Source organism: Streptomyces sp. SCPE 10 (assembly GCF_051980735.1).
GTDB classification, from domain to species: Bacteria; Actinomycetota; Actinomycetes; order Streptomycetales; family Streptomycetaceae; genus Streptomyces; species Streptomyces misionensis.
In genome coordinates this window covers 1675883-1697568 of record NZ_CP197069.1, presented here as the reverse complement: position 1 = coordinate 1697568, position 21686 = coordinate 1675883, and the positions used below count along the sequence as shown (strand labels likewise).

22 protein-coding genes are annotated in these 21686 nt (G+C 73.6%); 15 read left to right on the top strand and 7 right to left on the bottom strand.

Annotated elements, in window-relative coordinates; translation table 11 throughout:
• Positions 1-26 precede the first annotated feature (26 nt).
• A complete protein-coding gene (locus ACSP97_RS07975) occupies positions 27-995 on the bottom strand; it encodes a GlxA family transcriptional regulator (RefSeq protein WP_440556905.1) in 969 nt (322 codons plus the stop codon).
• 106 nt (positions 996-1101) lie between these two features.
• On the opposite strand from ACSP97_RS07975, the gene ACSP97_RS07970 reads away from it, so the two are divergent.
• Together ACSP97_RS07970 and ACSP97_RS07965 are read left to right on the top strand one after the other, a co-directional pair.
• Positions 1102-1740 carry an HD domain-containing protein gene (locus ACSP97_RS07970; protein ID WP_358274773.1) on the top strand — a complete coding sequence of 213 codons (639 nt, stop codon included), beginning with the start codon at positions 1102-1104 and terminating at the stop codon, positions 1738-1740.
• 79 nt (positions 1741-1819) lie between these two features.
• Positions 1820-2740 (top strand): NADP-dependent oxidoreductase, encoded by a 921-nt coding sequence (locus ACSP97_RS07965; RefSeq protein ID WP_355525354.1) that lies wholly within the window; start codon positions 1820-1822, stop codon positions 2738-2740.
• A 116-nt stretch (positions 2741-2856) separates the two neighbouring features.
• On the opposite strand, the gene ACSP97_RS07960 is transcribed toward ACSP97_RS07965, so the two are convergent.
• A complete protein-coding gene (locus tag ACSP97_RS07960; protein WP_440558382.1) occupies positions 2857-3675 on the bottom strand; it encodes a 3-hydroxybutyryl-CoA dehydrogenase in 819 nt (272 codons plus the stop codon).
• A 227-nt stretch (positions 3676-3902) separates the two neighbouring features.
• On the opposite strand from ACSP97_RS07960, the gene ACSP97_RS07955 reads away from it, so the two are divergent.
• A complete protein-coding gene (locus tag ACSP97_RS07955) occupies positions 3903-5189 on the top strand; it encodes a glycoside hydrolase family 10 protein (RefSeq protein WP_440556902.1) in 1287 nt (428 codons plus the stop codon).
• 1 nt (position 5190) lies between these two features.
• On the opposite strand, the gene ACSP97_RS07950 is transcribed toward ACSP97_RS07955, so the two are convergent.
• Both ACSP97_RS07950 and ACSP97_RS07945 read right to left on the bottom strand, forming a co-directional pair.
• Entirely contained in the window at positions 5191-5388 is a 198-nt protein-coding gene (locus ACSP97_RS07950) for a DUF1918 domain-containing protein (RefSeq protein WP_355328319.1), read from the bottom strand.
• Positions 5389-5407: 19 nt separating this feature from the next.
• The gene (locus ACSP97_RS07945) at positions 5408-6319 is read right to left on the bottom strand and encodes a DMT family transporter (RefSeq protein ID WP_355328321.1); all 912 of its coding nucleotides are present in this window, start codon (positions 6317-6319) and stop codon (positions 5408-5410) included.
• Between ACSP97_RS07945 and ACSP97_RS07940 the strand changes: the two genes are divergently transcribed.
• The 12 genes from ACSP97_RS07940 (at position 6318) to ACSP97_RS07885 (ending at position 18746) form a co-directional block, all read left to right on the top strand.
• Positions 6318-7751, top strand: coding sequence for a PLP-dependent aminotransferase family protein (locus ACSP97_RS07940; RefSeq protein WP_440556900.1), 1434 nt, complete (start codon positions 6318-6320; stop codon positions 7749-7751). The two genes, ACSP97_RS07945 and ACSP97_RS07940, sit on opposite strands and share 2 nt — an antisense overlap.
• A 40-nt stretch (positions 7752-7791) precedes the next feature.
• Positions 7792-8229, top strand: coding sequence for a GNAT family N-acetyltransferase (locus tag ACSP97_RS07935; RefSeq protein WP_355149838.1), 438 nt, complete (start codon positions 7792-7794; stop codon positions 8227-8229).
• 197 nt (positions 8230-8426) lie between these two features.
• Positions 8427-10994 carry a YfhO family protein gene (locus ACSP97_RS07930; protein ID WP_440556897.1) on the top strand — a complete coding sequence of 856 codons (2568 nt, stop codon included), beginning with the start codon at positions 8427-8429 and terminating at the stop codon, positions 10992-10994.
• 22 nt (positions 10995-11016) lie between these two features.
• Positions 11017-11967, top strand: coding sequence for a glycosyltransferase family 2 protein (locus ACSP97_RS07925; protein ID WP_180331868.1), 951 nt, complete (start codon positions 11017-11019; stop codon positions 11965-11967).
• Positions 11964-12353 (top strand): GtrA family protein, encoded by a 390-nt coding sequence (locus tag ACSP97_RS07920; RefSeq protein ID WP_355328329.1) that lies wholly within the window; start codon positions 11964-11966, stop codon positions 12351-12353. Before ACSP97_RS07925 ends, ACSP97_RS07920 begins: the two co-directional genes overlap by 4 nt.
• A gap of 110 nt (positions 12354-12463) precedes the next feature.
• Positions 12464-13492 carry an N-acetyl-gamma-glutamyl-phosphate reductase gene (argC, locus tag ACSP97_RS07915; RefSeq protein ID WP_355149844.1) on the top strand — a complete coding sequence of 343 codons (1029 nt, stop codon included), beginning with the start codon at positions 12464-12466 and terminating at the stop codon, positions 13490-13492.
• Positions 13489-14640, top strand: coding sequence for a bifunctional glutamate N-acetyltransferase/amino-acid acetyltransferase ArgJ (gene argJ / locus ACSP97_RS07910; RefSeq protein WP_355328331.1), 1152 nt, complete (start codon positions 13489-13491; stop codon positions 14638-14640). Before argC ends, argJ begins: the two co-directional genes overlap by 4 nt.
• Positions 14637-15545 (top strand): acetylglutamate kinase, encoded by a 909-nt coding sequence (argB, locus tag ACSP97_RS07905; protein WP_391870927.1) that lies wholly within the window; start codon positions 14637-14639, stop codon positions 15543-15545. The genes argJ and argB overlap by 4 nt, the downstream gene beginning before the upstream one ends.
• Positions 15546-15586: 41 nt before the next feature.
• The gene (locus tag ACSP97_RS07900; RefSeq protein ID WP_440558379.1) at positions 15587-16738 is read left to right on the top strand and encodes an acetylornithine transaminase; all 1152 of its coding nucleotides are present in this window, start codon (positions 15587-15589) and stop codon (positions 16736-16738) included.
• Between the two features lie 7 nt (positions 16739-16745).
• Positions 16746-17288, top strand: coding sequence for an arginine repressor (locus ACSP97_RS07895; protein ID WP_070030153.1), 543 nt, complete (start codon positions 16746-16748; stop codon positions 17286-17288).
• A 110-nt stretch (positions 17289-17398) separates the two neighbouring features.
• Positions 17399-17986: an RNA polymerase sigma factor gene (locus tag ACSP97_RS07890; protein WP_355149854.1), complete on the top strand. Its 588-nt coding sequence runs from the start codon at positions 17399-17401 to the stop codon at positions 17984-17986.
• Complete coding sequence (locus ACSP97_RS07885) at positions 17976-18746, top strand: zf-HC2 domain-containing protein (RefSeq protein ID WP_355149856.1); 771 nt, start codon at positions 17976-17978, stop codon at positions 18744-18746. Before ACSP97_RS07890 ends, ACSP97_RS07885 begins: the two co-directional genes overlap by 11 nt.
• Before the next feature lie 4 nt (positions 18747-18750).
• Here the strand turns inward: ACSP97_RS07885 and ACSP97_RS07880 are convergent, their stop codons facing one another.
• From ACSP97_RS07880 to ACSP97_RS07870, 3 genes are all read right to left on the bottom strand, one after another.
• Positions 18751-20565, bottom strand: coding sequence for an ABC transporter ATP-binding protein (locus ACSP97_RS07880; RefSeq protein ID WP_355149858.1), 1815 nt, complete (start codon positions 20563-20565; stop codon positions 18751-18753).
• 98 nt (positions 20566-20663) lie between these two features.
• Positions 20664-20855: a hypothetical protein gene (locus tag ACSP97_RS07875; RefSeq protein WP_355149860.1), complete on the bottom strand. Its 192-nt coding sequence runs from the start codon at positions 20853-20855 to the stop codon at positions 20664-20666.
• 83 nt (positions 20856-20938) lie between these two features.
• Entirely contained in the window at positions 20939-21679 is a 741-nt protein-coding gene (locus ACSP97_RS07870) for an FAD:protein FMN transferase (protein WP_440558377.1), read from the bottom strand.
• Positions 21680-21686: the final 7 nt, after the last annotated feature.

Here is a 21686-nt window from a genome sequence, read left to right as displayed (position 1 = left end):
TGATCGGGCCTGGGCTCGTCGGCCCGTCAGGGCGGCGGCGCCTGTTCGCGGGTGGTGGCGAAGCGCTTGCGGTACTCGGTGGGGGTGGTGCCCAGGTGGCGGGCGAAGGCGCGGCGCAGGGTCTCGTCGCTGCCCAGACCGCTGTACCGGGCGGCGGCGGTGATGCTGTGCCCGTCCAGGAGGAGCTGCCGGGCCCGGTCGAGACGCACGCGCTCGACCCAGCGGGCGGGGGTGGTGCGCAGTTCGGTGCGGAACAGCCGGGTCAGATGCCGGGTGCTGACGGCGGCGGACGCGGCCATGGCGGACAGGCTGTGGTCGGCGGTGGGGTCCGCGAGCACGGAGTCGGCCAGCGTGCGCAGCAGGCCGCTGCGCGCGGCGGGCGTGGCCAGCGCGGTGGAGAACTGGGACTGGCCGCCGGGGCGCTGCATGAAGACGACCAGCTCGCGGGCGACGGCGCGGGCGGCGTCGGGACCGTGGTCGTCCTCCACCAGGGCGAGTGCCAGGTCGATGCCCGCGCTGATGCCCGCCGAGGTGAGGTAGCGGCCGTCGTGGATGTGCAGGGCGTCCGGTTCGACGCGCACCCGAGGATGACGGCGGGCGAAGGTGCGGGCGTGGCGCCAGTGGGTGGTGGCCCTGCGCTCGTCGAGCAGCCCGAGCGCGGCCAGGACGAAGGCGCCGGTGCACACGGAGGCGACCCGTGCCGCCCGGGCGGCGAGGGGACCGGCCGCGGCCAGCAGTTCCCCCGGGGGGCCCGGCTCGGCGAGGTGGTCGGACCCGGCGATCAGGAGGGTGTCGAAGGGCCCGGCATCGGCCGCGGCGGTGGTGGCCGCGAGCACCGGCCCGCTGGAGGTGGCGACGTCGCCGCCGTCGGGCGAGACCAGGGTGCAGTCGTAGGCGTGCCCGAGCCGGGAGGCCTGGTGCAGCACCTCCAGGGGACCGCTGACGTCGAGCAGGGTCACACCGTCGAACACGAGGAAGGCGATCCGGTGCGTCATGTCCGAATGTGTGGTTCACGTGGCTGGACAGACATGGCGGCAGCCTACGGCACGCACGAGGGTGGAGGGAGCCCACGGATACCGGTGCCGAGAAGAGGAGACCCCGATGAGCGAGACGATCGCAGGTGTGCGGATTCCGGACAGCGCCCTGGCGCGGGAGGCGACCGAGCTGGTGCGCGAGGCCGCCTCGCCCCTGCTGTTCGACCACTCGCGCCGGGTGTTCCTGTTCGGATCACTGCGCGGCGCCGAGCAGAAACTGGACTTCGACCCCGAGCTGCTCTACGTGGGGGCGATGTTCCACGACCTGGGGCTGACGCGGCGCTTCCGCCGCACCGACCGGCGTTTCGAGATCGACGGCGCCGACGAGGCCCGCCGCTTCCTCCAGGCCCACGGCATCACCGGTGAGCCGGCCGACCGGGTGTGGACCGCCATCGCCCTGCACACCACGGTGGAGATCCCGCTGCACATGGCACCCGAGATCGCCCTGGTCACCCGCGGGGTGGAACTGGACGTCCTGGGCATCGGCTACCACGCGGTCTCCGACGAGCAGCGCGCCGCGGTGGTCGCCGCCCATCCCCGTCCCGACTTCAAGAACCGGATCCTCGCCGCGTTCACCGAGGGCGTCAGGGACCGCCCGGACACCACGTTCGGCAACGTCAAGGCCGACGTCCTCGCCCACTTCCTGCCCGGCTTCCGCCGCGGCGACTTCGTCGAGGTCGTCAAGGGCTCCGACTGGGCCGAATGACCCCCTCCGTGCCGCGCCGGGTGCGGAAGCACTCCTTGATGAGAACACACGACGGAACGACGCCCACCGAGGAGCCCCTGTGCACGCCATCACCGTCCGAGACCGCGAGGCCGGTCTCGCCGGGCTGTCCCTGACGGACCTGCCCCACCCGCACGCGGCCGAGAACGACGTCGTCGTACGGGTGCACGCCTGCGGGTTCACCCCCGGCGAGCTGGACTGGCCGGCCACCTGGACCGACCGCGCCGGCCGCGACCGGACGCCGAGCGTCCCCGGGCACGAGTTGTCCGGGGTCGTCACGGAACTGGGATACGGCACGACGGGCCTGAGCGTCGGGCAGCGGGTGTTCGGCCTGGCCGACTGGGCCCGTGACGGCGCGCTCGCCGAGTACGTCGCGGTGGAGGCCCGCAACCTCGCGCCGCTGCCCGCGGACATCGACCACACCGTGGCCGCCGCGCTGCCGGTCTCCGGGCTGACCGCCTGGCAGGGCCTGTTCGACCACGGGCGCCTGGCCGCCGGTCAGACCGTCCTGATCCACGGTGTCGCGGGCGCGGTCGGCTCGATCGCGGCGCAGCTCGCCCGCGAGGCCGGCGCCCGTGTCGTCGGCACCGGCCGGTCCGCCCACCGGGACAGGGCGCTCGCCCTGGGCGCCGACCGGTTCCTGGACCTGGAGACCGAGCGGCTGGAGGAGGCCGGGGAGGCCGACGTCGTCTTCGACGTGCTCGGCGGCGACGTCCTCGACCGCTCTGCCGCCCTGGTCCGGGCCGGTGGCACGCTCGTCACCATCGCCATGCCGCCCAGGGTCCGGCCCGAGGACGGGCGGGCGGTCTTCTTCGTCGTCGAACCCGACCGGGCCCGGCTCGCCGATCTCGCCGCGCGGGTGCGGGACGGCCGGCTCACGCCGGTCGTCGACGCCGTGCGGCCGCTCGCCGAGGCACCCGCCGCGCTGGCCCCGGCCACCCGTGCCCGGGGCAAGACGATCATCCGCGTCACGGAGGACTGAACAGCCGGTCCTCCCGCTCCTCGTCCCCGGCGGCGGCACGGCCGCACCGCCCCAACCGGCCGGAAAGCACACGGGCCCCGCGCCGGGATCCCGGCGCGGGGCCCGTGGCCGCGCGGTCAGCCGTAGGTGTAGAAACCCGAGCCGGTCTTGCGGCCCAGGCGGCCCGCCTCGACCATGCGCTGGAGCAGCGGGGGAGCGGCGTACAACGGCTCCTTGTACTCGGCGTACATCGAGTTGGCGATGGAGACGATGGTGTCCAGGCCGATCAGGTCGGACAGCTTCAGCGGGCCCATCGGGTGGGCGCAGCCCATCTCCATGCCGTTGTCGATGTCCTCGCGGCTCGCGATGCCCGACTCGAACATCCGGATCGCGGAGAGCAGATAGGGCACCAGCAGCGCGTTCACCACGAACCCGGAGCGGTCCTGGGCGCGGATGGCGTGCTTGCCGAGCACCTTCTCGGCGAACATCTGGGCGCGGCTGAGGGTGCCCTCGGAGGTGGTCAGCGCGGGGATCAGCTCGACCAGCTGCTGCACCGGGGCAGGGTTGAAGAAGTGGATGCCGACCACGTGGTCCGGGCGCGAGGTGGCGACCGCGAGCTTCACCAGCGGGATGGAGGAGGTGTTGGAGGCCAGGATCGCGTCCGGGCGGGTCACCACCTGGTCGAGCACCTGGAAGATCTCCGTCTTCACCGGCTCGCTCTCCACGACCGCCTCGATCACCAGGTCACGGTCGGCGAACTCGCCGAGGTCCGTGGTGAAGCCGAGCCGGGCCTGGGTGGCGTCCCGTTCCTCCTCGGAGATCTTGCCGCGCTCGGCCGCCTTGGAGAGGGAGTTGTACAGCCGGGTACGGCCGATCTCCAGGGCCTCGCCGGTGGTCTCGGCGACCTTCACGTTCAGGCCGGCCCGGGCGCACACCTCGGCGATGCCGGCGCCCATCTGGCCGCAGCCCACGACTCCGACGCGCTCGATATCTCCCGATGGGAAGGTCACATCGTCCCCTTCGCTGGTTCTCCGGCTCTGCTCGCAGACCTCCGGGTTTCGGCGCCTGCTCCGATCGTGCACGTTACCGCGAAGTATCGATGATCGATCGCGTGGGTGCGGGCATTCTTCGCCAGGAGGACGATCCGTGATCATGCGGATCCCGAGCGTAAGGGGATGTGCGGATGGGACCCATGTCACGCCGGGCCTTCACCCTGGCGGCGGTGTCGGCGCTGACGGCGGGCGGGTGCGCGGCGGCGACCACCGGGGCCACACCGGCGGTGCCGACCGCCCGGGGCGTGCGGGGGGCCACCGGCGCGCCCGGCGCCCGTGCCGCCATCGAGATGCGGGGCGTGTGGATGGCGACGGTCGAGAACCGCGACTGGCCCTCCCGTCCGGGCCTCGGCGTCGCCGCCCAGCGCGCCGAGCTGATCGCCCACCTCGACCGGGCGGTGCGCAACCGGCTGAACACGGTGATCCTCCAGGTGCGGCCGACCGCCGACGCCCTGTGGCCCTCGCCGTACGAGCCCTGGTCGCAGTTCCTCACCGGCACCCAGGGCCGCGACCCCGGCTGGGACCCGCTGGGCACCGCCGTGCGCGAGGCCCACGCGCGGGGGCTCCAGCTGCACGCCTGGTTCAACCCGTACCGCATCGCCAACCACACCGACCCGGGCCTGCTCGCCCCCTCGCACCCGGCCCGGACACACCCCGACTGGGCGGTGCCGTACGGCGGGAAGCTGTACTACAACCCCGGCCTGCCCGCCGTCCGCGCCTTCGTCCAGCGGGCGATGCTGGACGCGGTCGCCCGCTACCCCGTCGACGCGGTCCACTTCGACGACTACTTCTACCCCTATCCCGAGGACGGGCAGACCTTCGAGGACGACGACGCCTACGACCGCCACGGCGGCGCTTTCGCGAGCCGGGCGGACTGGCGGCGGAACAACATCGACCGGCTGGTCTCGGAGATGGCGGCCGCGATCAGACGGGTCCGGCCCGGCACCCGCTTCGGGATCAGCCCCTTCGGGGTGTGGCGCAACGCCACCACCGACCCGCGCGGCTCCGCGACGGACGCGGGCGCGCAGACGTACGACGACCTGTACGCGGACACCCGCCGCTGGGTCCGCGAGCACTGGATCGACTACGTCGCGCCCCAGCTCTACTGGGAGATCGGCGCCACCGGGGCGGACTACACGACGCTGCTCGACTGGTGGGCGAGGGAAGTCGACGGCACCGGGACCCGGCTCTACATCGGCGAGGCCCTGTACCGGGCCGGGGCCGCGGGCGCCGACGGGCGGCCGGCGGCCTGGCAGGACCCGGCGGAGCTGTCCCGGCACCTCACGCTCGCCGCCCGGCGACCACAGGTCGGCGGGCACCTGTTCTTCGCCGCCCAGGACATGGCCGACGACCCCATCGGGGCGATGCGCCGCGTGGTCGCGGACCACTACACGCGACCGGCGAGCCCGCCCCGCTGAGCTACCGCTGCGGTTCTTCCTTGTGCTTGACCTGGCAGTCGGGTCCGGGCGACATGATCGCCTCGTGACCGTCCTGGAAACGGACCCGGTAGGGCGGGTTGCCCTCCTGTCCCATCACTTCGACGACTTCGGATTCCTGGTCGTGTTGACCGACCACCCTGCCGTGCTGGACAAGGTGGTCGCCTTTGGACGCACGCATCTCCCGGCCCTCCTCACGATCACGACCGCTGGGTGACGGCGATGCACACGAGCACGGCGACGGCGGTCAGGGGAGCGGCCGCCGTGAAGTGCTCGCCCAGCAGCAGCGCCGACCACACCAGTGTGAGCAGGGGCTGAGCCAACTGCAACTGGCTCGCCCGGGGCACCCCGATGGCCGCCATGCCCCGGTACCAGACCACCAGACCGAGGAACTGGGAGCCCAGCGCCACCCACAGCACCCCGGCGACGCCGTGCGCGGTGAGGTGGACCGGCTCGTACGACAGGGCCAGCGCGGCGGCCGGCAGCGTGAGCGGCAGGCAGAGCACCAGCGCCCAGCCGATCACCTGCCAGCCCGGCATGACCCGGGCCAGCAGCCCGCCCTCGGTGTACCCGGCGGCGCACACCAGCAGGGCGGCGAACAGATAGCCGTCGGCGGCGGTGAGCGCGCCCCCGCTCTGCACCACGGTGAACGCCAGCACCGCGACCGCGCCCGCCACCGCCGCGCACCAGAACCGGCGGGAGGGACGGTGTCCGGTGCGCAGCGCCGAGCAGACGGCCGTGGTCAGCGGCAGCAGCCCCACCACGACGGCCGCGTGCGCGGTGGTGGAGGTGCGCAGGGCGAGCGTGGTCAGCGTCGGGAAGCCGAGCACCACACCGAGCGCCACGACGGCGAGAGCGCCGAGGTGGCGCCGCTCGGGGAGCCGTACCCGCAGGGCCAGCAGGGCGCCGCCCGCCACCAGCGCGGCCAGCACGCTGCGCACGGTCACCAGCGACCAGGGGCCGAAGCCCTCCAGGCCCCAGGCGGTGGCCGGGAAGGTGAGGGAGAAGGAGGCGACGCCGAGGGCGGCGAGCGCGGTGCCGAGCACCCGGCGCTCCGGGGGAGCGGTGACTGCTATCGGCCCGGCATCGATAGCGCTACTCTGTGTCTTCATGCAAGAGCGTAGCAGTGTGGGTGAATTGGCGGAACGGCTGCGAAGGGAGCTGGACCGCTACTCGACAGGTGAGAAGCTGCCGTCGAGCAGGGCGCTGGTCGAGCGGTTCCGGGTGAGCCCGGTGACCGTCTCGCGGGCCCTCGCCCAGCTGGCCGCCGAGGGCCTGGTCGTCACCCGGCCCGGCGCCGGTGCCTTCCGGGCCCGGCCGCGCGCCGAGCGGGAACCGGCCGGGGACACCTCCTGGCAGGAGGTCGCGCTGAGCGCCGACGGCAGCGCCGATCTCGTACCGCGCACCGTGGACGCCTCCGGGGTCACGGTCTCGCTGGCCGCGCCGCCGCCCGGGGTGCTGGAGTTCAACGGCGGCTACCTCCATCCCTCGCTCCAGCCGGAGCGGGCCATGGCGGCGGCGCTCGCCCGCGCGGGCCGGCGCCCCGGCGCCTGGGCCCGGCCGCCGCTGGAGGGGCTGCCGGAGCTGCGGGAGTGGTTCGCGCGCGAGATCGGCGGCGCGGTCGGCGCCGCCGACGTGCTGATCGCGGCGGGCGGCCAGGCCGCGCTGGCCACCGCCCTGCGCGCGCTCGCCCCGCCCGGCGCCCCGGTGCTGGTCGAGTCGCCCACCTACCCGGGCATGCTCGCCCTCGCCCGCGCGGGCGGACTGCGCCCGGTCCCGGTGCCGGTGGACCGCGACGGCGTCCGCCCCGACCTGCTCGCGGACGCCTTCCGGGCCACCGGCGCCCGGGTGTTCGTCTGCCAGCCCCTGTTCCAGAACCCGACCGGCGCGGTCCTGGCCGCCGACCGGCGCCTCGAGGTGCTGCGCATCGCCCGCGCGGCCGGCGCCTTCGTCATCGAGGACGACTTCGTACGGCGCCTCGTGCACGCCGACGCGGGCCCGCTGCCGCGCCCGCTGGCCGCCGACGACCCCGACGGCGTGGTGGTGCACGTCGGCTCGCTGACCAAGGCGACCTCGCCCAGCTTCCGGGTGAGCGCGCTCGCCGCGCACGGACCGGTGCTGGAGCGGCTGCGCGCCATCCAGGTGGTGGACACCTTCTTCGTGCCCCGCCCGCTCCAGGAGGCCGCGCTGGAACTGGTCGGCTCCCCGGCCTGGACCCGCCATCTGCGCACGCTGGCCGAGGAGTTGCGGCTGCGCCGCGAGGCGATGACGCGCGCGCTCGCCCTGCACCTGCCCGAACTCGCCCTGCCGCACGTCCCGTCCGGCGGCTACCACCTCTGGCCGCGGCTGCCGGAAGGCACCGACGACGCGGCCCTGTCCGCCGCCGCCCTGCGCGCGGGCGTGGCCCTCACCCCCGGCCGCCCCTACTTCAGTGCCGAACCCCCCGGCCCGTACGTGCGGCTGAGCTTCGCGGCGGTGGCCGGCACCGGGGAGATCACGGACGGGGTGCGACGGCTGCGGGCGGCCTGGGAAGAGGCGCGATAGCGGGGTGGCCAGGGCGGCCCGCGCCTGCGATCATCGCGCGATGAGCGAGACACCCCGACTCCCCGATGGTTACGAGTTCTCCGGCGACACCGCGCGCGTCGACGTCGGCCTGGTCCACCGCTGGCTGTCGACCGACACCTACTGGGCGATGGACCGCCCCCGCGAGACGCACGAACAGGCCATGGCGTCCTCGCTCAACTTCGGGGTGTACGAGACGGGTTCGGGCGCGCAGGTGGCGTACGCCCGGGTGGTGACCGACCGGGCGCTGTTCGCCTGGCTCGCCGACGTCTACGTCGACCGCTCGGTGCGCGGCAAGGGCGTGGGCACCGCGTTCGTCGCGGGCATCCGCGACCACCTGCGCCCGTACGGCGTGCGCCGCATCCTGCTCGCCACCGAGGACGCGCACGGGGTCTACGAGAAGCTGGGCTTCCGCCCGCTGGACCGCCCCGGGATGTGGATGATCCACACCCCTGGGTGACCGGGCACTTCACCTGGAAAACACCTCCGAATAACGTACCGGAAAGCTTCGGTTTCCCAGGTGGACATGAAATCGATGATTTTCGGCCCGGGGCCGTAGAAAAACGCATCAATGTGCGATGCGGATACAACCGAAGAGAAAGCAGCCTCGTCTAACCCGACGAAATCCAAAGCGAATTCGTGGGGAGCTGCCGAGAAATGGTTCGTCGGAGCGAGCGGGGCGCGGGGCGCCCGGCCGCCGCATCGCTGGCCGCCCTCGTCGCCTGCGTGGCGCTGTGCGCCGGCGACGCGCTGGCCGGCGGCTACCCGTTCGGCCCCCGCACCCGCAGCGTCAACGACCTGGGCAACCAGTACGTACCGCTGCACGCCCACCTCTGGGACCTGCTACATGGCAGGGCCGACGGCGGACTGCTGGTCAACTGGCAGTCCGGGTACGGATCCAGCTTCCTGCCCGACTTCGGCACCTACCTCGCCAGCCCGTTCGCGCCGCTCGTCGCGCTCTTCCCCCGGGACCAGATCGACCTCGCGGTGTACGTGATCACCGTCTTGAAGATCGCCTGCGCGGCCGCCGTCATGGCCTGCCTGCTGCTCGCGCTGCGCCCCGGCCGCTGGTGGGCGGCGGGGCTGCTCGGGGCGTCGTACGCGCTGTGCGGCTGGACGCTGGCGGACGCCGACTACAACCCGATGTGGCTCGACGGGCTGATCGCGCTGCCGCTGCTGTGCCTGGTCGGCGAATGGGCCCTGGCCGGGCGGCGCCGCGTCCTCGGGGTGCTGCTCGTCGCGCTCGTGTGGAGCGCCGACTTCTACACCGCCTACATGGCCACCCTCGGGGCCGCGCTGGTGCTGCTGGCACGGCTGTCGCTCACCGGGCCGACGCGCCGGCAGGCCCTCGCCGCCGCCGGCCGCGCCGTGCTCACCGCCGTCCTCGGCACGGGCCTCGCCGCCCCCCTGGTGGCGGTCGTCTACCTCGGCACCAGGCACGCCTACCCGGGCCGGGTCCGGCCGTTCGACCCGGTGCCGGCCGAGGACCTGGTCGCCCGGCTGCTGCCGGGGACGTACGGCTGGGGCTCCCCGGCGCTCTACGTCGGCACCACCGCCCTGCTGCTCGCCCTCGCCCTGCCCTTCCACCGGGCCGTCCCGGGCCGCGTCCGGGCGGCCTGGACCGTGCTGGTGCTCGCGGTGACCCTCTCCCTGCAATGGGCGCCCACCAGCCTCGCCTGGCACGCCTTCGCCACCCCGCAGGGCAGCTCCTACCGGCAGACCTTCGTGCTGGCCGGGCTGCTCGTCATCGCCGCCTGGCACGCCCTGTCGTACGGCCCGCCCGAACCGGCCGCGCTCGGCGCCGCCACCGCGCTGCTCGCCCTCGGCGCCGTGGCCGCGCGCCGCAGCGACGTGCTCCACGCGCACACCTGGCCCCTCCTGCTGCTCGCCGCCGGCGGGACGCTCACCGGGCTCCTCCTGCTGCGCGGCGCCGGGCGGCACGGCCGGCTCGCCGCCCTCGCCGTCCTCGTCCTCCTCGGCGCGCAGCTGGGCGAGACCGCCGCCACCTCCGCCGTCGCGAGCGGGCTGCGCCTCAAGCACCTGGACGACTACGCCCCCTTCGGCCAGCGGCAGCAGCGGCAGGCGGCGGCGATCGCCGGAGCCGACGACTGGCCCCGCCGCCGCACCGAACCCGGCCGCGAACAGACCGTCGCCAACGACCCGATGCTGGTGGGCGGCCAGGGCGCCGCCTACTACAGCAGCCTGACCTCCGACGTCCTCTCCCGCACCCTCACCGCGCTGGGCGGCGGCTGGACCTCGCGCGGCCGGGGCGTGCAGAGCCTCGACAACGCCGTCACCGACGTGCTCTTCTCCGTCGGCGCCCGGGTGCACAGCCCGCCCGACCCGCACCAGACCCACCGGCCCGCCGACACCGCCCCGCCCACCGTCACCCGGCGGGAGGTGCCGCCCCTGGTCACCGTGCGGCCCGGCCCCGGCACCACACCCTTCGGCGCGTCCCCGTACCGCAACCAGGAACTGCTGCTCGGCAGCCGCGTCTACACCGTGCCCGCCCTCACCGTGCACGACGACGCCGGGGCCCCGCTGCCCGCCCGCCGGGTCGGCTCGGGCACCGCGCGGACCCGGCCGGCGATCACCGCGAGCTGCCCGCCCGGCACCCAGGTGAACCTGTGGGCGCCGCACTTCTCCGGCACCGCCCGGCTCGCCACCAGCACGGACACCGCCGTGTTCCGGTCGGTGAGCGGGCGCAGCCTGGCCGCGATGGAGCCGCTGGGCCGGACCCCGGCCTCCGGGCGGGTGCGGATCGAGCTGGTCCCCGACCGGCCCGGCCGCATCCCGCCGGGCGCCGTCGGCTGCCTGGACACCGCCCGGCTGGGCAGTGCCGCCGCCCGCCTCACGGCCACCGGCGCCACCGCGGTCACCGTCTCGGACGGCACCCTGCACGCCCAACTGCCGCCCGGCAGCAAGGGACTCGCCGTCGTCGCCGCGCCCCGCATCGCCGGCTGGCGGTGCGCCGCGGGCGACGGCCCGGCCCGCCCCGCCCGCCAGTACCACGGTCTGATCGCCGTCCCCCTGGACGCCGGCCAGACCAGCCTGACCTGCACCTTCCACCCGCCCGGCCTGCGGCTGGGCACGACCGTCGGGCTCGTCTCGCTCACGGTCCTGCTCCTGCTCACCGCGGGCGCCGCCGTCCGCCGCCGGCACACCTCGGCGCCCGCCCCGACCACACCACCGGCACCGCGCGAGCGCGCGACGGCCGCGCACTGACCGCGACCCTGGGGGAACCACCATGCTGATATCGATCGTCGCGCCCTGCTACAACGAGGAAGACGTCCTGGACCGCTTCCACGAGGCGGTGCAGCGGGTCGCCGACGAACTCCTGCCGCTCGGCCACGACATGGAGTTCGTGTACGTGGACGACGGCAGCCGCGACCGCACCCTCGCCCTCCTCGAAGGGCTCGCCGCCCGCGACGCGCGCGTGCGCTACGTCTCCTTCAGCCGCAACTTCGGCAAGGAGGCGGCCCTGCTCGCCGGACTGCGGCACGCCTCCGGGGACTCGGTCGTCGTCATGGACGCCGACCTCCAGCACCCGCCGGAGCTGATCGCACGCATGGTGCGGCTGCGCGAACAGGGCCACGACCAGGTCATCGCCCGCCGCACCCGCACCGGCGACCGCTTCACCCGCACCCTGACCGCGCGCCTGTACTACCGCCTCGTCAACCGGCTGATCGACGTCGAACTCCGCGACGGCGTAGGGGACTTCAGGCTGCTGTCGCGCCGGGTGGTGGACGCGGTGCTGGCGCTGACCGAGTACAACCGCTTCTCCAAGGGCCTGTTCGCCTGGGTGGGCTTCCCCAGCACCACCTTCGAGTACGAGAACGCCGCGCGCGAGGCCGGGCGCAGCTCCTGGAACCTGCGCGGACTGCTCAACTACGGCCTGGACGGCGTGCTTTCCTTCAACAACCGGCCGCTGCGCGCCGCCCTCTGGCTCGGCATGGGCCTGCTGCTGTGCGCCGGCCTCTACACGGCGTGGATCGTGGGCGCCGCGCTGGTGCACGGGGTGCAGACGCCCGGCTATGTGACCATCATCACCGCCGTCACCGCCCTCGCCGGGGTGCAGATGGTCATGCTGGGAGTGATCGGGGAGTACACCGGACGCATCTACTACGAGGTGAAGGGCCGCCCGCACTTCCTGGTGAAGGCGACCAACGTGGAACGGACGAAAGACCTCATCCCTTGATAGCTCGGCAGATCGTCACCTTCGCCGTGGTCGGCGTGCTCAACACGGCCGTCTACTACGGTCTTTACCTGCTCTTCCTCACCTGGCTTCCCTATCTCGCCGCGCACGTCCTGGCATTCGCGCTGAGCATGGTCGGCTCCTTTTTCCTCAATGCGCGCTTCACCTACCGCATTCGCCCGACCTGGCGGAAATTCCTGCTGTTCCCGCTGACGAACGCCGCCAATTTCGTCATCACCACGGCGGGCGTGTACGTGATCGTGGACGTCCTGCACGCGGGCAGCCGGTTCGCCCCGCTGCTGGCCTCGGCGGCGGCCATCCCGATCACCTTCGTGGTGTCGCGGTGGATCATGCTGCCGGGCGCGAAGGTCCGAACGGTCGACGGCTGACGGGCCGGCTCGATGCCCCGGGGCGGCGGCCCGGGCCCCGGCCCCGCCGCATGACCATTGCATAAACGTGCATTGCTGCGTATAGTCATGCCATCCAGAGGAGGACGGACATGGCGGTACGTGCGGCGGTTGCCGGGGCGAGCGGGTACGCGGGTGGCGAGGTTCTGCGGCTGCTGCTCGCGCACCCCGAGATCGAGGTCGGGGCGCTGACCGGGAACTCCAACGCGGGGCAGCGGCTCGGCGGACTCCAGCCGCACCTGTGGCCCTTGGCGGACCGGGTGCTCAAGGAGACCACGGCCGAGGCGCTCGCCGGGCACGACGTGGTGTTCCTCGCGCTGCCGCACGGGCAGTCCGCCGCCGTCGCCGAACAGCTCGGCCCGGACGTGCTCGTGATCGACATGGGCGCCGACTTCCGGCTCCGGGACGCGGCCGACTGGGAGAAGTTCTACGGCTCCCCGCACGCCGGCACCTGGCCCTACGGCCTCCCCGAGCTGCCCGGCGCCCGCGCCGCGCTCACCGGCTCCCAGCGCATCGCCGTACCCGGCTGCTACCCCACCGCGGCGACCCTCGCCCTCTACCCCGCCTACGCGGCGCGGCTCGCCGAGCCCGAGGCCGTGATCGTCGCCGCCTCCGGCACCTCCGGCGCGGGCAAGGCGCCCAAGCCGCACCTGCTGGGCAGCGAGGTCATGGGCTCCATGTCGCCGTACGGCGTGGGCGGCGGCCACCGGCACACCCCCGAGATGATCCAGAACCTCAGCGCGGTCGCGGGGGAGCGGATCACCGTCTCCTTCACCCCGACCCTCGCCCCGATGCCCCGCGGCATCCTCGCCACGTGCAGCGCCAAGGCCGCGCCCGGGGCGACCGCGGAGTCGGTGCGCGCCGCCTACGAGAAGGCCTACGCCGACGAGCCCTTCGTGCACCTGCTGCCCCCGGGCCAGTGGCCCTCCACGGGCGCCGTGCACGGTTCCAACGCCGTTCAGGTGCAGGTCGCCCACGACGCGGCGGCGGGCCGCATCATCGCGATCAGCGCCATCGACAACCTGACCAAGGGCACCGCGGGCGGTGCCGTCCAGAGCATGAACCTCGCCCTGGGTCTCGACGAGACCACCGGGCTTTCCACGATCGGAGTCGCACCGTGAGCGTCACGGCAGCCAAGGGATTCCGGGCGGCGGGCATCGCCGCCGGGATCAAGCAGAACGGCAACCCCGACCTGGCCCTCGTGGTCAACGACGGGCCCCGCCGTGCCGCCGCGGCCGTCTTCACCGCCAACCGCGTCAAGGCCGCGCCGGTGCTGTGGTCCGAGCAGGTCATGAAGAGCGGCCAGGTCTCCGCCGTGGTCCTCAACTCCGGCGGCGCCAACGCCTGTACGGGCCCCAAGGGCTTCCAGGACACCCACGCCACCGCCGAGAAGGCGGGCGAGGTCCTGGGCCGCGGCGCCATCGAGGTCGCCGTCTGCTCCACCGGCCTGATCGGCACCCTGCTGCCCATGGACAAGGTGCTCCCGGGCATCGAGACCGCCGCCGCCCAGCTGTCCGAGCACGGCGGCGAGAAGGCCGCCATCGCCATCAAGACCACCGACACCGTGCACAAGACGTCGGTCGTCACCCAGGACGGCTGGACGGTCGGCGGGATGGCCAAGGGCGCGGGCATGCTCGCCCCGGGCCTCGCCACCATGCTGGTCGTGATCACCACCGACGCCGACGTGGACGACGCCACCCTGGACAAGGCCCTGCGCGCCGCCACCAGGGTCACCTTCGACCGCGTCGACTCCGACGGCTGCATGTCCACCAACGACACCGTGCTGCTGCTGTCCTCCGGCGCCTCGGGCACCACCCCCGACTACGACACCTTCGCGGACGCCGTGCGGCAGGTCTGCGCCGACCTCGGCCGCCAGCTCATCGGCGACGCCGAGGGCGCCAGCAAGGACATCAAGGTCGAGGTGGTCAACGCGGCGAGCGAGGCGGACGCCGTCGAGGTGGGCCGCTCCATCGCCCGCAACAACCTCCTCAAGTGCGCCATCCACGGCGAGGACCCCAACTGGGGCCGCGTCCTGTCCGCGATCGGCACCACCGGCGCCGTCTTCGAGCCGGACCGGCTGGGCGTCGCCATCAACGGCGTCTGGGTGTGCAGGAACGGCTCGGTCGGCGAGGACCGCGACCTGGTCGACATGCGCTACCGCGAGGTGCACATCGTCGCCGACCTCGCGGCCGGCACCGAGACCGCGACGATCTGGACCAACGACCTGACCGCCGACTACGTCCACGAGAACAGCGCCTACTCCTCATGACCACGACGCGCAAGCACACGGCACTGCCCAAGGCCAAGATCCTCATCGAGGCGCTGCCCTGGCTGACCCGGCACCACGGCAAGGTCGTCGTCATCAAGTTCGGCGGCAACGCCATGGTGGACCAGGAGCTGAAGGCCGCCTTCGCCCAGGACGTCGTCTTCCTGCGGCACGCCGGGCTCAAGCCGGTCGTGGTGCACGGCGGCGGCCCCCAGATCAGCGCCGCCCTGGACCGGCACGGCATCGTCAGCGAGTTCAAGGCCGGCCTGCGGGTCACCACCGAGGAGGCCATGGACGTCGTACGGATGGTGCTCGCCGGACAGGTGCAGCGCGAGCTGGTCGGCCTGCTCAACCAGCACGGCCCGCTCGCCGTCGGCCTCACCGGCGAGGACGCCCACACCATCACCGCCGTCAAGCATCTCCCGCTGATCGACGGCGAGTCGGTGGACATCGGCCGGGTCGGCGAGATCACCGCGATCGACACCGGCGCCATCGAGGCCCTGCTCGCCGACGGCCGCATCCCGGTCGTCTCCTCCATCGCCCGCAGTCAGGACGACGGTCATGTCTACAACGTCAATGCTGATACGGCGGCTGCGGCACTCGCTGCGGCACTGGACGCCGAAACCCTCATGGTCCTCACCGACGTCGAGGGCCTCTACGAGGACTGGCCGCACTCCGACGAGGTGATCAGCCGCCTCACCGCGAGCCAACTGGAGAAGCTGATCCCGGAGTTGAGCTCCGGCATGGTGCCCAAGATGCAGGGCTGCCTGTACGCCGTCCGCAACGGCGTGCACACCGCCCGCGTCATCGACGGCCGGGTCCAGCACTCCATCCTGCTGGAGATCTTCACCGACGAGGGCATCGGCACCATGGTCGTGCCCGACGAGCCCGAAAAGGACACGCCGTGACGGGCAACCAGGAACTGACCCAGCGCTGGCAGAGCGCGCTCATGAACAACTACGGCACCCCGCGCCTCCCCCTCGTGCGCGGCGCGGGCGCCACCCTGTGGGACGCCGAGGGCCGCGCCTACACCGACTTCGTCGGCGGCATCGCCACCAACGCCCTCGGCCACGCCCACCCGGCGATCGTCGAGGCCGTCACCCGGCAGATCGGCTCCCTCGGCCACGTCTCCAACCTCTTCATGGCCGAGCCGACCGTCGCCCTCGCCGAACGGCTGCTCCAGCTCTTCGGCCGCGACGGCCGGGTCTTCTTCTGCAACTCCGGCGCCGAGGCCAACGAGGCCGCCTTCAAGATCGGCCGGCTCACCGGGCGGACGCACGTCGTCGCCACCGAGGGCGGCTTCCACGGCCGTACGATGGGCGCCCTCGCGCTCACCGGGCAGCCCGGCAAGCAGGACCCGTTCCGCCCGCTGCCCGGCGACGTCACCCACGTCCCCTACGGCGACGCCCAGGCGCTGGCCGCCGCCGTCACCGAGGAGACGGCCCTGGTGATCATCGAGCCGATCCAGGGCGAGAACGGCGTCGTCGTACCGCCGCCCGGCTATCTGAAGGCCGCCCGCGCCATCACCGCCGCCACCGGCGCCCTGCTGGTCCTGGACGAGGTGCAGACCGGCGTCGGCCGCACCGGCACCTGGTTCGCCTACCAGGCCCACGAGGGCGTGCTGCCCGACGTGGTCACCCTCGCCAAGCAGCTCGGCGGCGGCCTGCCGCTCGGCGCCACCGTCGCCTTCGGCCGCGCCGCCGAACTGCTCAAGCCGGGGCAGCACGGCACCACCTTCGGCGGCAACCCGGTCGCCTGCGCCGCCGGGCTCGCCGTCCTCGACACCATCGAGGGCGAGGAACTGCTGGAGAACGTCAAGCGGCAGGGCGAGCGGCTGCGCACCGGGATCGAGGCGCTGGGCCACCCGCTGGTCGACCACGTCCGGGGCGCGGGCCTGCTCCTGGGTATCGTGCTCACCGGGCCGCGCGCGCACGAGGTGCAGCAGGCGGCCCAGGAGGCCGGGTTCCTGGTGAACGCCCCCGCCCCCGACGTCGTGCGGCTCATGCCCCCGCTGAACCTGCGCGACGACGAGGCGGGTGCCTTGCTCCAGGCGCTGCCCGGCATCCTCGACGCAGGCGGGGACGGACGATCCGGAGAATGAGACGACGATGAGCCAGGCGCAGGACCGCGAGCAGACAGGTGCCGGGCCCGCCGTGCCGCAGACGCGCACCGCACGCCACCGCCGGATCGTGGACATCCTCAACCGGGAGCCGGTGCGCTCGCAGAGCCAGCTGGCCAAGCTGCTCTCCGACGACGGGCTCAGCGTCACCCAGGCGACGCTGAGCCGGGACCTCGACGAACTGAACGCGGTCAAGATCCGCAACAACGACGGCGACCTCATCTACGCGGTGCCCAGCGAGGGCGGCTTCCGCACCCCGCGCGCCCCGCTCGGCGAGTCCGCCAAGGAGGAGCGGATGCGGCGCCTGTCCCAGGAGCTGCTGATCTCCGCCGAGGCCTCGGCCAACCTGGTGGTGCTGCGCACCCCGCCCGGGGCCGCCCAGTTCCTCGCCTCGGCCATCGACCAGGCCGAGCTGCACGACATCCTCGGCACCATCGCGGGCGACGACACCCTGCTGCTGATCAGCCGGAACCCCACCGGCGGCCAGGCCCTGGCGGACCACCTGCTCAAGCTCGCCCAGAACGGGCACTGACCGGCATGCGGGGCGCGGCCCCCCCGGCGGAGAATGGGCGTGTGATCCTCCGCGACGGCCGGGCCGGGGGACGGGCAATCCCCCGGCGGCCGTCGGTCGTATCAAAGGGTGTGTCGAGTTTGCGGTTCCCCGTGGGGCGCCTCCCGGACGAAGCTCTGCTGTCCGGGCTGGCCACCGGAGACCAGGAGCTGGCGATCGTCTTCGTGCGGCGTTTCCAGCACCGGGTCTTCGGTGTGGCCATGGCGGTCACCGGGGACCAGCAGCTCGCCGAGGACGTCGCCCAGCAGACGTTCGAACGCGCGTGGCGGCACGCGCAGATCTACGATTCGCGCCGTGGTTCGGTCACCACCTGGCTGACCACCATCGCGCACAACCTCGCCATCGACGCCGTACGCGCCCGGCGCACGGAGCCGGTGGCACCCGAGGACCTCGACGCCCTCCTCGGCACGGTCACCGACACCCCGGAGCGGTGGGCGCTGGCCGACGAGGCCTCCGCCCGGCTGCGGGCCGCGGTGGGCCGGCTGCCCCGGGAGCAGGCGCGGGCCCTGATGATGGCGGGCGTCTACGGGATGACGGCCCAGCAGGTCGCCGACGCGGAACAGATCCCGCTCGGCACCGCCAAGACCCGGATCAGGGCGGCGATGGGCAAACTGCGCACCACACTGTCGGCTCCGGAACGGGGCGACCATGTCCAGTGACGCGAACTGCGAGAAGCTGCGCGAGCTCGGGGCCGAACTGGCGCTGGGCGTGCTGCCCGGGCGGGAGCGCGCCGAGGCCCTCGCCCATGTGGACGAGTGCGCGGACTGCCGGGAGTTCGTCCGTCAGCTGACCCTGGTCGGCGACCGGCTGATCGGCCTGCTGCCCTGCCAGGAGCCGCCCCTCGGCTTCGAGACCCGGGTGGCGCGCAGCCTGGCGCGGCAGGCGACGGCGCAGCGGCACGCGTCCGGGCACGGCGCGGGGGTCGCGTTCGCGGCGCTGCGCGAGCGGGCGCGGCGGACCCGGGTGCGGCTCGGGGCGGCCGCGGCCGCCCTCGCGGTGGTCGCCGGGTTCGCCGGCTGGGGCATCGGCACCGCGGTCGAGCAGGTCACCGCCACGCCCCCGCGCACCATGCAGTCCGAGCCGATACTGGTCGGCGACATGACCTCCGCCGCGGCCCGCGGCCGGCCGGTCGGCGAGGTGTACGCCAGTCCCGGCAACCCCGGCTGGATCTTCATGACCGTCGAACTCGCCGGCCACGGCGGCGCGTACACCGGCCGGGTCTCCTGTGTGCTGGAGCGCTCGAACGGCACCACCGTGCACGTCGGCCACTTCACCGTGCGCGACGGGCACGGATACTGGGGGGCCACGGCGCCCGTCGACCCGGACTCCGTCTCCGGCGCCCGGCTGACCGCGGCCGACGGCACCGTCCTCGCCCACGCCAAGCTGCAGACCGCGCACGTGCTGTCCCGGGAGACCTGAGCCGTCAGGACGCCACCTGGCCGGTGTTCAGCCGGTGCAGCCGGGCGTACGTGCCGTCGCGGGCCAGCAGCTCGGCGTGCGCGCCGTCCTCGACGACCCGGCCCCCGTCCAGCACCACGATCCGGGTGGCGTCCCGGACGGTGAGCAGATTGTGCGAGATGACGACGGTGGTCCGCCCGGCCATCAGCCGGCGCAGCGGTTCCATGATCCGCCGGCCCGAGCCCGCGTCGAGCCCGGTGGTCGGCTCGTCCAGCAGCAGCACGGGCGCGTCCCTGATCATCGCGCGGGCGATGGCCAGCCGCTGGCTCTGGCCGCCGGACAGGGTGCGCCCGCGCTGTCCGACGAGCGTGTCGTACCCGTCCGGGAGCCGCTCGACGAACTCGTGCGCGTCCGCCGCGCGCGCCGCCGCCACGATCTGCGCCTCGGACGCGCCGGGGCGGCCGTAGGCGATGTTCTCCCGCACGGTGCCGTGGAAGACCAGGGTCTCCTGGAGCACCACCGCGACGCTCTCGCGCACGTCGGCCAGGCGCAGCTCCCGCAGATCGGTGCCGTCGAGCCGGACCGCGCCCCGGTCGGGGTCGTAGAAGCGCAGCTGGAGCCGGGCCACGGTGGACTTGCCGGCGCCGCTCGCCCCGACCAGCGCCAGCGTCTCGCCGGGCGCCACCCGGAAGGAGACGTCCGCGAGGGCCCAGGGCGTGCTGCCGGGGTAGCGGAACCAGACGCGGTCGAACTCCACCGAGCCGTGCGCCCGGCCGATCGGGCGGGCGTCCGCCCGCTCGGTGACCTGGGGGCGCTGGTCCAGCAGCTCGATGATCCGCTCGGCCGAGGCGGCGGCCGTGTAGAAGGTGGTGGCGAGCCCGGACAGCCCGCGCACCGGGCCGTACATCTTGCCGATCAGGGCGAGGAAGACCAGCAGACCGCCCAGGGTGAGCCGCCCCTGGGCCAGCTGCCAGGTGCCGAGGCCGAGGACCGCGAGCACCCCAGCCACCTCGATGACCTCGACGATCGGGGCGTAGACCGCCCGGATGCGGGTCGAGGCGAGCACCGCCCGCAGCCGGCCCGAGCCCTCCCGCTCGAAGCGGTGCGCCTCCCAGCCCTGCCGGTTGTACGCCTGCACCAGCGCGACGTTGCCGAGCACCTCCTCGGCGATCGCGCTGAGCGAGCCGCCGCGCCGTCTGGTCTCCCGCGACGCCTCCTTGCTCAGCCGCGCGAAGTGCCGGGCGGCGGACCAGAACAGCGGCACGATGACCAGCGCGAGCAGGGTCAGGTCCCAGCTCAGATAGAACAACAGGCCCAGGAACACAGCCAGTTGGAGCACGTAGTACAGGGCGTCCGCCACGCCCGACAGCAGGAACGTCTCGACCGCGTCCACGTCGTCGGTGACCCGGGACAGCACGTCGCCGAGCCGACGGCGCTCGAAGAAACCGAGGGACAGCCCCTGGAGATGGCGGAAGACCGCGCAGCGCAAGGAGAGCAGAAAGCGTTCGCCGACCCAGGCGGAGGTCATCCGGTCGGCGAATCCGAGGACGCCCGAGCACACGATCAGCCCCAGGTAGGCCGGGGCGATCCACAGGAAGGGTCCCAGGTCCCGGGGAACCAGCACCTCGTCCACGACGGTCTTGAACAGCCACAGCTCCCCGGCGTCGACGGCCGGACCGGCCAGGCTGAACAGCAGAAGGGGCACGAGCCAGCGGCGACCGCCCCGGGTGTAGGGCCAGAACCGCCGGAACACCTCGCGCGGGGGGACCGCGGGCGCGGCCGCCACGACCGTGTCGGAGGTCTCGCCCACCGACAGCAGACGCCGTAGGACATGCGCCATGGAATGCGTTTCCTCGGAGTACGGACGGACGGACCGGGGCCTCCGTCCCCCGGCCCGTCCGGCCTGTGTGGAGGTGGTCGGTCAGTGGAGATGGTCGGTCAGTAGCGTCCCCAGCGGTCGTCGTACCGGTCGCCGTGGTCGTGACGGTCGAAGTCGTCGTGCCGGTCGTCGCCGTGCCCGCGGTCTCCGCCGTGGTCGCCGCGGTCACCGTGGTCGCCGCGGTCTCCGCCGTGCCCGCCGCCGTGACCACCGTGGTCACGCAGCGGCAGGAGGCTGCTGAAGATTGCCATGGGTTCCTCCCGGAGAATTCGTTTCACAGGGGATACGTCGCAGGACGCGAGAGGGATGGCTTCTCCGGGAAGAAATTTCCTTTTCAACCCAGATACCGGTCCAGGCCCCCGGTGCGCAGCACCTCGTCCTGCGCCGTGAGCAGCAGCGCCTCCACCCCGGGCAGCGACTCCAGCCAGGCGAGGCCCGCGCGCGAACCCCGCGCGAACGCGGCCGTGGCCCAGCAGTCCGCCCAGGTCAGCCGGGGTGCCACCACGGTCGCCGACACCAGGTCGGTGTCCGCGGGCAGGCCCGTGCGCGGGTCCACGATGTGCGCGCCCCGCTCGGCCGTGCCCGACGTGGCGACCGACAGCTCCGTCACCCCCGCCGACGACACCACCGCGGCGAGCGCCCCGGCCCGCAGCGGATCGGCCACGCCCACCCGCCAGGGCCGCCCCGCCTCCGGCTCGCCCAGCAGCTGGACGTCCCCGCCGCCGTTGACGCCGACCCCGCGCACCCCCGGCACCCGGGCCAGCAGCCGCGCGGCCCGCTCGGCCGCCCAGCCCTTGACGATCCCGGTGGGATCCGGCACGCCCCGGTGGCGGGTGCCGAACCACCCCTCGCTCACCCGCTCCGCCTCGGCCGCCAGATCCAGCACCTCGGCCACCTCGGGCGCGCACTCCGCCACGGTCAGCTCGCCCCGCGCCAGCCGCGACACCTCGCTGTCCGCGCGGTACGTGCTGAACACGGCGTCCGCCCGGTGGAGTCCGTCCACCGCCGCGCCGAGCGCCGCCCGCACCGCGCTCGGGTCCCCGCCGCGCACGTCGAAGGAGAAGACGGTCCCCATGACCTCC

Coding starts and splice junctions, on each gene's coding strand:
- ACSP97_RS07975 (WP_440556905.1), bottom strand. CDS start 995: ATGACGCACCGGATCGCCTTCCTCGTGTTCGACGGTGTGACCCTGCTC.
- ACSP97_RS07970 (WP_358274773.1), top strand. CDS start 1,102: ATGAGCGAGACGATCGCAGGTGTGCGGATTCCGGACAGCGCCCTGGCG.
- ACSP97_RS07960 (WP_440558382.1), bottom strand. CDS start 3,675: ATGGGCGCCGGCATCGCCGAGGTGTGCGCCCGGGCCGGCCTGAACGTG.
- ACSP97_RS07955 (WP_440556902.1), top strand. CDS start 3,903: ATGGGACCCATGTCACGCCGGGCCTTCACCCTGGCGGCGGTGTCGGCG.
- ACSP97_RS07950 (WP_355328319.1), bottom strand. CDS start 5,388: ATGCGTGCGTCCAAAGGCGACCACCTTGTCCAGCACGGCAGGGTGGTC.
- ACSP97_RS07940 (WP_440556900.1), top strand. CDS start 6,318: ATGCAAGAGCGTAGCAGTGTGGGTGAATTGGCGGAACGGCTGCGAAGG.
- ACSP97_RS07945 (WP_355328321.1), bottom strand. CDS start 6,319: ATGAAGACACAGAGTAGCGCTATCGATGCCGGGCCGATAGCAGTCACC.
- ACSP97_RS07935 (WP_355149838.1), top strand. CDS start 7,792: ATGAGCGAGACACCCCGACTCCCCGATGGTTACGAGTTCTCCGGCGAC.
- ACSP97_RS07930 (WP_440556897.1), top strand. CDS start 8,427: ATGGTTCGTCGGAGCGAGCGGGGCGCGGGGCGCCCGGCCGCCGCATCG.
- ACSP97_RS07925 (WP_180331868.1), top strand. CDS start 11,017: ATGCTGATATCGATCGTCGCGCCCTGCTACAACGAGGAAGACGTCCTG.
- argC (WP_355149844.1), top strand. CDS start 12,464: ATGGCGGTACGTGCGGCGGTTGCCGGGGCGAGCGGGTACGCGGGTGGC.
- argB (WP_391870927.1), top strand. CDS start 14,637: ATGACCACGACGCGCAAGCACACGGCACTGCCCAAGGCCAAGATCCTC.
- ACSP97_RS07900 (WP_440558379.1), top strand. CDS start 15,587: ATGAACAACTACGGCACCCCGCGCCTCCCCCTCGTGCGCGGCGCGGGC.
- ACSP97_RS07895 (WP_070030153.1), top strand. CDS start 16,746: ATGAGCCAGGCGCAGGACCGCGAGCAGACAGGTGCCGGGCCCGCCGTG.
- ACSP97_RS07885 (WP_355149856.1), top strand. CDS start 17,976: ATGTCCAGTGACGCGAACTGCGAGAAGCTGCGCGAGCTCGGGGCCGAA.
- ACSP97_RS07880 (WP_355149858.1), bottom strand. CDS start 20,565: ATGGCGCATGTCCTACGGCGTCTGCTGTCGGTGGGCGAGACCTCCGAC.
- ACSP97_RS07875 (WP_355149860.1), bottom strand. CDS start 20,855: ATGGCAATCTTCAGCAGCCTCCTGCCGCTGCGTGACCACGGTGGTCAC.
- ACSP97_RS07870 (WP_440558377.1), bottom strand. CDS start 21,679: ATGGGGACCGTCTTCTCCTTCGACGTGCGCGGCGGGGACCCGAGCGCG.